The sequence below is a fragment of the Mesoflavibacter sp. SCSIO 43206 genome (genome assembly GCF_019904215.1).
GTDB classification, from domain to species: domain Bacteria; phylum Bacteroidota; class Bacteroidia; order Flavobacteriales; family Flavobacteriaceae; genus Mesoflavibacter; species Mesoflavibacter zeaxanthinifaciens.
Genome location: NZ_CP063201.1, coordinates 263448 through 276467 on the forward strand (window position 1 = coordinate 263448; position 13020 = coordinate 276467).

General features: G+C 30.4%; 15 protein-coding genes. All 15 read left to right on the forward strand.

The genetic code is table 11. The annotated features are described in order from the left end of the window. Positions 1–62 precede the first annotated feature (62 nt). Positions 63–482, forward strand: coding sequence for a hypothetical protein (locus INR78_RS01345; RefSeq protein WP_223077159.1), 420 nt, complete (start codon positions 63–65; stop codon positions 480–482). Between the two features lie 132 nt (positions 483–614). Continuing rightward, positions 615–1202, forward strand: coding sequence for a hypothetical protein (locus INR78_RS01350; protein WP_223077160.1), 588 nt, complete (start codon positions 615–617; stop codon positions 1200–1202). A 243-nt stretch (positions 1203–1445) separates the two neighbouring features. Continuing rightward, positions 1446–2636 carry a hypothetical protein gene (locus INR78_RS01355; protein ID WP_223077161.1) on the forward strand — a complete coding sequence of 397 codons (1191 nt, stop codon included), beginning with the start codon at positions 1446–1448 and terminating at the stop codon, positions 2634–2636. Positions 2637–2787: 151 nt separating this feature from the next. Next, the gene (locus INR78_RS01360) at positions 2788–3399 is read left to right on the forward strand and encodes a hypothetical protein (protein WP_223077162.1); all 612 of its coding nucleotides are present in this window, start codon (positions 2788–2790) and stop codon (positions 3397–3399) included. Between the two features lie 142 nt (positions 3400–3541). Further along, positions 3542–3901 carry a hypothetical protein gene (locus INR78_RS01365; protein ID WP_223077163.1) on the forward strand — a complete coding sequence of 120 codons (360 nt, stop codon included), beginning with the start codon at positions 3542–3544 and terminating at the stop codon, positions 3899–3901. A gap of 146 nt (positions 3902–4047) precedes the next feature. After that, positions 4048–4563 carry a hypothetical protein gene (locus tag INR78_RS01370; protein ID WP_223077164.1) on the forward strand — a complete coding sequence of 172 codons (516 nt, stop codon included), beginning with the start codon at positions 4048–4050 and terminating at the stop codon, positions 4561–4563. A 146-nt stretch (positions 4564–4709) separates the two neighbouring features. Then, positions 4710–5063: a hypothetical protein gene (locus INR78_RS01375; RefSeq protein ID WP_223077165.1), complete on the forward strand. Its 354-nt coding sequence runs from the start codon at positions 4710–4712 to the stop codon at positions 5061–5063. Between the two features lie 362 nt (positions 5064–5425). Beyond that, the gene (locus INR78_RS01380; RefSeq protein ID WP_223077086.1) at positions 5426–5806 is read left to right on the forward strand and encodes a hypothetical protein; all 381 of its coding nucleotides are present in this window, start codon (positions 5426–5428) and stop codon (positions 5804–5806) included. A 167-nt stretch (positions 5807–5973) separates the two neighbouring features. After that, on the forward strand, positions 5974–6393 hold the full coding sequence (locus tag INR78_RS01385) for a hypothetical protein (protein WP_223077166.1): 420 nt from the start codon (positions 5974–5976) through the stop codon (positions 6391–6393). Positions 6394–7027: 634 nt separating this feature from the next. Continuing rightward, a complete protein-coding gene (locus INR78_RS01390) occupies positions 7028–7606 on the forward strand; it encodes a hypothetical protein (protein ID WP_223077167.1) in 579 nt (192 codons plus the stop codon). 175 nt (positions 7607–7781) lie between these two features. Continuing rightward, positions 7782–8225: a hypothetical protein gene (locus INR78_RS01395; RefSeq protein ID WP_223077168.1), complete on the forward strand. Its 444-nt coding sequence runs from the start codon at positions 7782–7784 to the stop codon at positions 8223–8225. A 379-nt stretch (positions 8226–8604) separates the two neighbouring features. Beyond that, the gene (locus INR78_RS01400) at positions 8605–11088 is read left to right on the forward strand and encodes a YCF48-related protein (RefSeq protein ID WP_223077169.1); all 2484 of its coding nucleotides are present in this window, start codon (positions 8605–8607) and stop codon (positions 11086–11088) included. Between the two features lie 156 nt (positions 11089–11244). Continuing rightward, positions 11245–11862, forward strand: a complete 618-nt coding sequence (locus INR78_RS01405; protein ID WP_223077170.1) for a hypothetical protein — start codon at positions 11245–11247, stop codon at positions 11860–11862. A 203-nt stretch (positions 11863–12065) separates the two neighbouring features. Continuing rightward, the gene (locus INR78_RS01410; RefSeq protein ID WP_223077171.1) at positions 12066–12392 is read left to right on the forward strand and encodes a multidrug efflux SMR transporter; all 327 of its coding nucleotides are present in this window, start codon (positions 12066–12068) and stop codon (positions 12390–12392) included. A 51-nt stretch (positions 12393–12443) separates the two neighbouring features. Next, positions 12444–12959 carry a hypothetical protein gene (locus INR78_RS01415; RefSeq protein ID WP_223077172.1) on the forward strand — a complete coding sequence of 172 codons (516 nt, stop codon included), beginning with the start codon at positions 12444–12446 and terminating at the stop codon, positions 12957–12959. Positions 12960–13020: the final 61 nt, after the last annotated feature.

Genomic DNA, 13020 nt, shown 5'->3' on the forward strand with positions numbered 1-13020 from the left:
GGATTTTTCCGCAACGAAATCATAGCCGAGACCGTTGGCAACAATTAAAAAACAAAATAACATTGATAAAAAGATATAGAAATCAAAAATTAGTTCAATGTATAATTGGAATCATTTGGTTGGTCGGAATTTACTTTTTTGTAGATTCTGATATCATTCAAATTGGAATGGTCGCCTTTATTTTCTTTATCGGAATAGTTTACAGCACAAAATTATTGACTGACATTAAGATAAGTGACGGATTTTACATCTTCGAGACTTACTCAATTGTAACACAAAAAGAAGAAATTAAGATTTCGAAATCTCAACTGAATGAAATACTATACAACTCTGACTTTTTATTTAATTCTCACAATGTGATTATAAAATATAATGGAGAAAATGGTGTTGTAAACAAAAAGCTACGTCTGAATACAGAACCTTGGAGTAAACTAACATCGGATTTAAATCGAATAAAAAAAACTATTGCCAACAATGTATAAATTCAATTGCGGCTGAATTTCCTACGGAAATTCATTGCAATTTTCTATCTTTCAGTTTCAATCGGAAAATCGTACCGATTTTCCGCAACTGAAATTTATACGCTAACGTTGCCAACAAGTTGAAAAAACGATATGAATAGAATAATAATCGGACTGATTTTGATGATTGGTTCATTAACCCAAACATTTGGACAAAACCTACAAGAAGGACAAAAACGCTGGAGCGCTGAACAGAAATTAACGATTGATGATTTTAAGATAAAAATCAGTGATGACAATAATGATATTGTTTACAGTCAATTTATGATTTCGCACGCAATTGGTGGATTCGACTTTATGAAACGGAATTTAAATCAAAAAATAGAAAACATATTTCTTGGAAATGCATCGTGGATTGACACAACAAAAATTGCTCAAATTCAAAAGCAAATTGACTTTCAACAAATGCAATTTGACATAGCCGAAATTCACGCAAGAAAGTTTAGAAAACGAGCTCTGGAGAACAAGAAAAAAATTGCAAAAGGGTTTGATATAATAAACCAAATCAACAACGAAATTATGACTGAATTTTCAGAAAGTCGTTTACAATTGATAAAGGAAACTGAAGGTGGACAAAATGAAGAAAAAATTGAGGAATGGAAAGAAAAAATTGCGACTGAATTAAAGGAATTGTATGAGTTTCGTTACGAAAATAAAAAGAAAATAAAACTGAATAAATAAAACCAGTTGGCAACAATGGCTATAAGTAATTGCTTGTTCTCGCCTACTTCTGAAAATCCTCGCGGATTTTCAGTTTGGTGTGTACTTGCAAAGTTAAGTGCTAAACCACGCAACTACTCATAGCCGAGATCGTTGTAATGCATTTCCCTAAAACAACTAACCGAATTACTAACTAAAAGAAATCATTAACTCATTTTGACTTTTGAACTGAAATCAAACCAAATAGATTAGCGAAAAAAAAGTATGTATAACACCAACCTAATTGTAATTCTGCTATTCTTCTTTTCATTTTCAATTGCTCAAGAAAAAGATACTATTTATGGAAAAGTAAAATCCATAAGAGAAAAACTTGAGTTTGTTAGTGACAGTATTCAAAACAGAAAACTATTTAGTACAGAGGGCGACTATGGTCATTATGGATTTTCGAGTGCTGAATTTACCAAAAGTCGTTTTAAAAGCTGGTGGTATGACACCTATTGGGTTCATTATGTAAATTATTACAAAGAATTTGATAAAAATGATAGACTTCTGAAAGAAGTTTGGTTTTATAAAAATCAAGATACTGTAAATTATAACGAATACGAATATAATAGCTTTGGCAAAATCAAAAATCGTAAATACATTTCGTATCAAGAGTCCAATTCAAGTTATACTTATGACATAAAAAATAATCTAATTTTTGTTAAAACCATTAGTACTGATAGTAGTTACTCTACAGAAAAATATAAATACAACGAAAAGGGTTTAGTTTCAGATTTTGAATACTTTAACTCTGATTATCCAAAAGAAATTAGAAGGACAGAAAAACATTATGATTCGATTGGAAATCTAATTGAGATTAAAAACTACGACGAATATGGAGCTGATTATGGAACTCTTTATGAGTATGATGAAAAAGGTAGAAAAACTAAAGTAATAAATCACTCACCTTTTATTTGGGTAAAAACAAGAAGAGGAAGAAAACAAAAAAGAACCAAAGACGGAACAGACTACGTAAGCAAAGAGTTTTTTTATGATGAAAAAGATAGAATCATAAAAACTCATTTTTATGCACAGTATAATGACGTAAGTAATAAATTCTACTACAGTGGAAAAGAAATTAGAAAATATGACAATAGTTTACTAATTGAAATTCTTTCCTATGATAAAAACGACTCGCTCAACTACTACAGAAAATATGAATATGATGAAAATGGAAGAAAAGTAAAGGAATCTGTGAGCAACCCAAAATATCCTGATAATAATCGAACTTTGGAATACTCATACGATTTCCACGATTTACCAATAAAGCTGGTGTACACAGAAAAAGGAAGGCGAACTGAAGTTGACTTTGAACACGAATTTGACGAAAAAAATAATTGGATTAAACAAACTAAAAGCGTGAATGGAAAGAAGCTATTTATTTGGACAAGAAAAATTAGCTATTTTGAATAATAAAAAACGCATTACAACAACGTGTATAGCTCATTGCGGCTGAATTCCTAATCGGAATTCATTGCAATTTGCTATCTTTCGGTTACGGCGGAAAATCATAGCTGATTTTCCGCAACGAGCCATACACAAACACGTTGGCCTTAATTAACAAATGACCCCAAGAAGTCTAAAAATATTTGAAAAGAAAAAAGGAATCTATATTTCTCCGGAAAACATTATTGCCATTTCTTGGACAATTTTAATTTTTCTAATCTATTATTTAAAGCATTCTTTTGATTTTTATTTTGATGGTTGGGATACTATCATATTAATTTTTTGGCTTGTTTATATAATCGGATTACTAATAAGCACCTTTTTTCGATACGAAAGAGAAATTGGCAAGTATAATGGTAAATTAATCTTCCAACAAGAACAAATACAATTGAATGATGCAGTTTATAATATTTCCGAAATTGCTAAATTGGATTTTGTACACGCCTATGACATTCGAGGGATGTTTGTTAATTATCTCATCGAATTTGCACCACACCTATCTAATGGACTTGACAATGAATTATTTTTAGTTCTTAAAAATGGAGAAAAAATAAATTGCAATTTTTTACAAACTGAATCGGAAAGGCTCAAACATTTTAAAGAAGTATTAACGCACTACCACAGACAAGGTATTATTGATTGGTTACAGCTTTTGAACCTATTAGAAATAGAGGATTACGACAAAATACAGGAATTTAAAAAAGAAATAACTAAGGCCAACACCGTATAAAAAAAATTGCTAGTTTTAGCTAAACCAAAGTTTGTTGCTCGTTTGCTAGCTTCTGATTTTCCTTCGGAAAATCCTCGCTCTCAAACACGCAACTTTCCTTATACATAAACGTTGTGTGTAAGTTAAAAAATCAGAACGCTGAATGACAGAAACTGTTGAATTGAGAAATAAACCTGAATTAAAATTTATCCTGAATACGGATGAATTTAATGTCATTGATGCTTCCGAACCGGAAAATAACGGAACTTACTCATACACTGAAATAAAAAGTGCGGAATTGAACTCTGAACGAACTAATTGGCTGATTTCAATTTTGAGCGTAGTAGTCGACTTTTTAACTGGAAGTGGAAACGGTGGGAAATTTAAAACGAAAGCAAATTTAATTCTGAAAACTGAAAAGCGGAATTTAAAAATATGGCTGAATGATGTGGATTATGGAAAAGCGAAAAAAATAACTGAATTGATAAATAAAAATAAAACCTACACACAACAACGGCTATAATCCATTGCGGCTGAAATTCCTATCGGAATTTCATTGCAATTTACTATCTTTCGGCTATGGCGGAAAGAATCCTGCGGATTTTTCCGCAACGTATCATAGCCAAAACCGTTATGTGCAAGCTGACAAAAAGCTCGTAATAAAATATAATGACCGAACAAGCTATAATAAAACAGATTGGAAAACCAGCGGAAATTGACTTTCGAAAACCGAAAGCAATCGGAAGTACTGGATTTTATCTTAAGTCATTTAAAGCTAAAAATTCTGAATTAAAAAATCTGAAACTGAATTCAAAATGCAACTTCGAAAAACGGGCAGGCGGACTTTTATTACGTGTGAATTATTCAAATAAGCTAACTGCAATTCCAATCCCAACAGAAAATATAATTGAAATTACAATCACGAAAGGAAAAGAAAAGATTGACCCATTTTTTCTTTCTCCAATGTGGATTTTATTAAAACTCGGTGTTTCGAAATTATACGCTCGATACTTTAAAATTTTAATCAGCGAATATTCGATTGACCAAATGGAATTGAATTTGAAAACAGCTGAATATGAAATGGACTTTATAGCAAACGGATATCTATTCGAAAGGCAACTGATTTTTTTTGAAAATCTGAATTACGGAAACAAATTAAAAACAATAATAAAAGCCAGCACATAACAATGTATAAATTCAATTGCGGCTGAATTTCCTACGGAAATTCATTGCAATTTTCTATCTTTCAGTCTAAATCGGAAAATCGTACCGATTTTCCGCAACTGAAATTTATACGCTAACGTTGCCAACTATTTGAATCACTCAAACCTATGGAAGAAAATAAAGAAAATGAACCTAAAAAAGATGAAGAATCAGTTGATTTCAAACCGTTAATCGACTTGATAAAAACATCTTTAAAAGACCTAAAAATCAACGAAATTGTAGAAAGCTCCAATAAAGTAAAAATTGAGAAAATTAATGCAGAGAAAACATTTAATAATCGGAATTTGACTTTTTGGAAATGGAAGTTTGTTAAAGATGTCATTGTCAACTTATTAATTTTAGGAACCATAATTTTACTTTCTATGAATAAAATAATTGAGGGTTCAATTGTTGGTACTTTGCTAGGTTCTGTTATTGGATATTCCATTGGTAACGGATTTTCAAAAAACCAGAAAGACTAGTCTAAATTGGACTTAATTCTGTCAATGCAAAAAATGAGAACGGAACAAGAAAACCACAAAAAAAGGAATTGACTTAAAACTGACCATTCTGCTTTGTTTTCGTAGTCTTTTTGTAATAAATATGGACTAAACACAGCAAAAGCAGTCAAAAAAAGTCCGACAATGATTGATTTTTTCATAATATTTTGAGTTTAAAAATTAATAATCTGAATAATAAAAAACGGTTGGCAACAATGGCTATAGTTCATTGCTTCGGATTTTCTACCGAAAATCCTCGCACTTTTGCTATCTTGGTTTCTTAATCGGAAAATCCTCGCGGATTTTCACGCAACGAAACCATAGCCTAGACCGTTGGCAATAATATGAAAATAGTAACTTCAATCATTATTTTACTTCTGACTTTGAGCTGTTCTGCTCAAGAAAAAAAATGTGCAAAATTTAAAGTTGGAAGATTTGAATATTCTGACCCAAGATTCTCGGAATGGAAAGTTAGTCGGACTGACTCAATGCAAACTGAAATTAGCACAAAAAGTGGAATAGAAATATTTAGCTCAATCGAATGGAAATCTGAATGCGAATATGTTTTGACATATAGAAAAGTATTGAATTCCGGAACGGATACAAATGATATTATCGGAAAAACAATTGAAGTTGAAATAGTTGAAACAAAATCTGACAGATATATTTGCAAATCGAAAAGCGATGTTATGGATTTGGAATTAGAAATGATTAGAGTAAAGTAAATTTCAAATTGGAAAAAATACTATCGCCAACAATGTATAAATTCAATTGCTACTGAATTTCCTACGGAAATTCATTGCAATTTTCTATCTTTCAGTCTCAATCGGAAAATCATACCGATTTTCCGCAACTGAAATTTATACGCTAACGTTGGCAACAAGCTGAAAAAATGGCGTTACTGAAAAATCATTACATAAATCTAGCAATAGTAATTGCTGGAATAATTAACGCAATTGTTGGCGGAATTTTGATTTATTCATCATTTCAAGGTCATTCAAGTTTTGGAGTTATTTTAGGAGCTTTAATGCCTCTTGCTGCTTTAACTTTTTATGGAGACGGTTATGGAAAATATAAAAACTTCGAGATTACAAAAGAAGTAATAAAAAAGATATTTAAACCGAGTATTAAAATTGGAATTACTCTTTTAGTATTAATGGTAATACTCGTGACTTGGATAAGTATTTCTCAAAACGAAATTTCAATTGATTTTGAATATTTATACTTTTTTGCAATCATTTTTTTAATTTTTTTGATTCCAAATTTACTTGTTCAGTTTGGCTTCTATTTATTCTTAAAAAGAAAATGCTGAAAAAGAATCGAAAACTGACTTTACTAATTCTCATTATAATTCTGACTTTTATTATCGGAATGCGATACGAATTGGATTATCGGATTTTGACTCGCAGAACGGTAAAATATTTGGCGGATTACAAACTCGGATTTTATGGCGGAAAGGACTTTCGATTTTTTGAAACGGACATTGCTTTTATTCTGACTTTAATACCAATCGGATTTAATTTCACATCTCGAAAGGTAAGTTCTCTGAAAAAAATAATCGGACTGAATCTCATCTATCTGATTTTAATTCCGACTTTTTACTATCTGTATTGTTTTCTCGAAAGTCAGTTTATTAAAATAACCATAACGAATCCGATAATGAATGACGGAATTTTGAAATATCACCAAAATAACGTGAATTATAGAATGATTTTATTTCTGACAATAATCTCGACTTTTATAAGCGGAATAATAATTAAGAAAATAACAAATGGAAAAAAGCCAGTTGCCAACAATGTATAACCGCAATTACGGCGGATTCGACTACGTCCGAATCCACTCGGAATTGCTAACGTCAGTGCTAAACCGAAAAATTTGCGTAATTTAACCCGTAAACTGACGGTTATACGAGACCGTTGCCAACAAGCTGAACAAAACGCTCTGAATTGAAAACCAAACAGCCATATCTGAAAGGAAAATCCGTCTTTATAGTTTCATTACTCGTAATTGGAATTACGATTCTGACTGTTTATCTGACTGGAATAAATTACAATCGGAGTTTGACTTCCAATCTCTATTTGTCACTCGGAATTATAGCGTCAGCTTTATTTCTATTTATGACTTACGGACTTTATACTGGAATTGGACTAATTGACAATTTCCCAAAATTTCGGAATTTTAAAAGTGGTGATTTCCTTGCTCATAGCGGAACTGGTCCCACAATGGAAATACCATCAGTCGGAGATGGAATTAGCGGAATAGTCCTATCAATTTTGCTATGGATAGCAATGTCAATATTATTTGTGATTTTACTAATTGTGCTGGAAGCAGTTTTTTGGTTTTCGCTATTCATAATTTTGGCAATGCTTTACTGGATTTTCTTTAGAGCATTGAAATTTGTTTTCAATAAATCAAAGGATACAAAAGGAGATATTGGAATTTCAGCAGTTTACTCGCTGACTTATACTCTGCTCTACGTTGGTTGGATATTCGGAATAGTATATCTGACTGAAATAATAAAATAAAGCCAGTTGGCAACAATGGCTATAATTCATTACGGCGGAATTTCCTATCGGAAATTCCAGCCTTTTTGCTATCTTTCGGTCAACTGCGGAACGGAACGTGCGTTCCATTTCGCAACGAAATCATACACTTTACCGTTGTAGGTAATTAAACAGAACTCAAAAAATATAGAATAAAATGAAAAGAACACTAATCGTACTAATGATTTTAGCATCAACTAACTTATTTGCTCAATCTAGTCCACAAAAATTAATTGACACTTTTTTTGAAACTTATGAATTAGACGCTGGAAAAGCAGTAAAGGATTTATATGCAACAAATAAATGGACTGAAAGAATAAAAGATGATATTGATAAAATTATTGGTACGGTAAATGGATTTACAGAAAGTTATATGGGAAAGTATTACGGACAAGAACTAATCACAACAAAAAAGTTTGCTGAAAGTTTTGTTTTATACTCTTACCTTGTAAAATACGACCGACAACCACTTAGATTCATCTTTAAATTTTATAAACCTAATGACAAATGGGTACTTTACTCATACGCACTTGATGACAATTTAGATGATGAAATTCAAGAAGCTGCAAAACTTTATTATTTGAATTTGGATAAAGAATAACTACCTACAACAATGTATAACCGCAATTGCGGCTGAATTTCCTACGGAAATTTATTGCAGTTTTCTATCTTTCAGTTTCAATCGGAAAATCTTGCCGATTTTCCGATACTGAAATTTATACACAAACGATGGTATATAATTACCTAAGGCCCGTAGAATTGCGTTTCAAAAACGCTTCCCTTCTACAAATTACATACCATCATCCACTGTTAATTGCACCTCGACTTTTTAATCGTATATTTATCGAGTCTACGAGAACTCATCACGTAACTACACAAATAAGCGTGTATAACGAATGAGGTGCAATTATAGCTCTCCGTGAGGCGCGCCTCATTACGCTATACACAGTGGTTGGCAACAATTAAAACAAACAGTGTAAATGAAAAAAGTAATACCAGTTATTATCACATTTTTAATTTTTTACAACTCATATTCTCAATGTGGACAATACATTGAAAATAAGTTAAGTGCCCTTTCAGATGTTAGATTTTGGGACGAAAACAATGGATTTGTTATTGGAGGTTCTTCATTACTGACAACCAATAATGGAGGAGTTTCATGGGAAACATATAAACTGCCACATTACCAAGATTTTTATTATAACCCATTAAATGATGTCGAGTTAATTGATTCTAACAAAGCATTTGTTTTTGGTGCAGATGGAATTATTCTTTTCACTGAAAACAATGGAATAGATTGGGAAAGAAGAATAGGAATTACAGGTCTAGAAAATTTTACAGGAGTTGATTTCATTGACAGTGACAAAGGTTATTTAGTCGGAATAGACGATTATTTAGTTAATGATACAGCTTTTTTATACAAAACAACTGATGGTGGAAATTCTTGGTTAAAAGTGACATCAAACATTTCCTCAATTGATTATGGTGATTTTAGACCTAAAGATATTTTATTTCTAGATGAAAACATTGGTTATGTTTGGGGAGGTAATACATTTTATAAAACTACTGATGGTGGTGAGACATGGGAATACCAAAATAATCCATCAAACTCATACATAAAAAAATTACAATTCATTGATTCTCAAACTGGGTATTTAAGTGGAGGTAGTTCTATTTATAAAACTGTTGACGGTGGGAATTCTTGGACACAAACAAGTTATTACGTTGAATGGACTACAGGAGCGTTTACAATAAAAAATAACTACTTGTATTACTCAAGTTATGTTGTAAATGGAATTAAAAAAGTTAATATAAATAGTGATACTGAAGAAAGTGCTAATATCAACCAAGATGGTTTTTTAACCGATATATATTTTATAAATGACAATGTTGGATTTGCTGTAGGTAAAAAAGAACAAGGGGCGCCTAATATGGGAAGATTCATATTTAAGACTACAGATGGTGGAGCTAGTTGGACTCAACTTGATAGTGGTTCTCCGAGAGAAGGATATTCTAATAGTGCTAGATATTTTAAAAAGATTAATGAAAATGAGTATATATATTCAGTTGTTAGTGGAGGTAATTTTACGCATTCATCAATCTTAATTTCTCAAGACAAAGGTTCTAGTTGGAAAAAAGTTTATGAAACGGATAATGTTGTTGGGTTTACTTTATATGCGGAAGACGATTACATTAGTTATTGGAGATATTCCAATCCAAACAATTATGGTGAAGGTTATATAATAGCAGAATCTTTTGACAAAGGACTAACTTGGACAGATGGTCCTATTTTAAATATTACCGATTTGCCAGCAGACACAAATTATTCTGTAATTAACCTTACCCAAGTATCAGTAAATGATTTATATATTTTTGGGTTTGGAAATATATACCATTCGACAGATAAAGGTCTAACTTGGAATTTAATCCCAACACCTAGTGATGTGACAACAAGACAGTATCAATTTATAGATGAAAACAATTTTATGTTATATGGGAGTTCTACGAGTTCTGAACCTATTGTTTATAAGACAAATGATGGAGGTGTAAGTTGGGATTTTGTGGCACAGATTTCTGGATATCCACACAATCTTCAATATGATAGATTTGATTATAGTAACTTAAATAAAATATATTTTTACCCTGCATATTCTGGAGGTAAAATTTTCATATATGATATTCCCAACCAAAACCTTATTGAAAGAAATATTTCATATTCTATCAATAAAATAAAAGCAATTGATGATGATTCTTTTATGATACTTGATAACAGCGGAAATCTATATATTTCTCATGATAACGGATTAACTTGGTCTCAACGGTTTTGGGCTGATTATAATAGTTCTTATCCAAATATTTACGTAGAAGATGAGAATAACATTTTCTTATGGGAGTATAATTTTATTCAAAATTTAAAAACATATATACCGTCTAAACCTGAATTGATATTTGGAAACGATAACACTTTAATTAATACAGAAGAAGAATATATTATTCCTGTTGATTTATTTTCAACAACAGAATGGATATTAGAAAGTGGCGGAACATTAATAATAGATAATAATACTAGTTATTATAAAGTGAAAGTTTTATGGGATACCGAAGGAACACATACCCTTAAAGCTAAAAAAATAAATGAATGTGGAGAATCATTATTTATTGAAATTAATGTTGTTGTAAATAACGAAACAAGTGCTGAAGGTTATAATAAAGATGAACTTTTGGTTTATCCAAATCCATTTAATGAAAAGATTTATTTAAATCTTCCTAAAAGATTTGAAGACGAATATCTGAATATATCTATCACAAACACACTAGGCCAAACTGTTTATAAAAATCAAAAAAACTATTCATCTCAAAATATAGAATTGAATGACTTGTCAAATTCAATTAACTCTGGTGTTTATTTTATCAATGTAAAATCTAGTAATTATTCGATTACAAAAAAACTAATTAAAAAATAAAATAACTGTTGCCAACATTGGCTATAAGTAATTGATTGTTCTCGCCTACTTCTGAAAATCCTCACGGATTTTCAGTTTGGTGCGTACTTGCAAAGTTAATCGCTAACCAACGCAACCACTCATAGCCAAAACCGTTGGCAAACATTACACAAAACAATGCGGAAATACAAAAATGTTGAATATACAAACCCATTTGAATTACTATTCTTACTTGGTTCAACATTAGCCATCTTTTCTGCAATAATTATCGTGTTGAATAGAGTTATGAGTTTTGGTCTAATAAAAGGAATCTTAGCTTTTGTTCTTGCTGGAATTTATTTCTATATCTTAAAAAAGAAGTTTATAGTAAAAATCTCAGATTTTGAATTAAAATCAAATCAGTTGGAATGGGATAATAAAAATGTTAATTTTAATGATTTAGAATATTATAAAATTCATTGGATAAAAGGAGCTGGAATAAAATTTAAGTTCAAAAATGGAAATACCTTACGAATAAGCTCAAATGATAATTTTTGCAATTCTGAGCAATTCGTGAATTTATGCCAAAATATTGACTCAAAACTATTGAAATATAATAAAGGGCAAATAGAAAGAAAAAGGTCGTTTTTCGAATCTAAACAAGGATATTACTTTGCAGTAATTATATCAATCTTGTGTGTGATTGGAACTATTTACAAATCATTGACAGATAAAAAAATTAATATTGAGAATTTTACCTTAATTTTAGTTTCATTAGGAATTATTTGGAATGGAGTTAAATGGAAAAGAAAATAACAATCTGCCAACAATGTATAACCGCAATTACGGCAGATTTGACAACCTCAGGATCTACTACTAATTACTTCTACTAAAATATACAATATTAATCTTAAGTTATATTTCAAACTTATTCAACTTTTTAATTATACCTTTAAATAGATAGATCGAACAGATCAAATAACTAAATTTGATATTTTAATAAAAAGAAATTAATAAAGATGAAGTGGTTTCTATTAATTATTGCAGGACTTTTTGAAGTTGCTTTTGCTACTTGTTTAGGTAAAGCGAAAGAATCTACTGGTAACGAAACTACTTTGTGGTACATAGTTTTTTTGGTTTGTCTTAGTATTAGCATGTTTCTTCTTGTTAAAGCAACTCAACAAATACCTATTGGTACAGCGTATGCAGTTTGGACAGGAATTGGAGCTGTAGGAACTGTTCTGGTTGGAGTTGTAATTTTTAAAGAACCTGCTACCTTTTGGCGGTTGTTTTTTATTACTACTCTAATTGCTTCAATTATTGGACTAAAGCTTGTATCTAATTAAAAAATCATTTACTAAAATCTATTTGTGTACTATTACAAACTAATTAAAATTATGAGTAAAAAGGAAGTGTTTTGGTTAATTGGATCATTGATTTTAGCTTTCATCTTTAACTATATGATTTTTCATTTTACTAAGCTAAGTAAAATATCTGCTTTTAATCTAAATATATACGACACATACTTTGTTATTCCTAAATATATTATTGCTCTTTTAATAGGAAATTTAATACTGGTTTGCATTTATCTAATACGCACAATTAAAAACCGTTTTAATAATATAACTTCTAATGTAATTTTAATGCTTTCTTCATTTTTACTAATAATTATTTTTAACAAATTAGGCGTTATTATAGAAAGTATTATAAAACAAAATTCTGGTTGGACTATTTATCCTCCTTTAAGTTCAGGAATAGATATCAAACAAATTGAATTGGAGTCGAAACTTAAAACTAACACTTTTAATACAATTTCTTATCTAATTTTAATCTTTCAAACTCTGTTTATTATTTTTCTAACATATTGTGGCTTTAAAACAGGTATTCGTTTTCAAAAAAATAAACAACAGTGACTTAGCATTATTTTTAGGATATGATATAAAAAAACACTTTTACAAAAAACAGCAAAAGTGC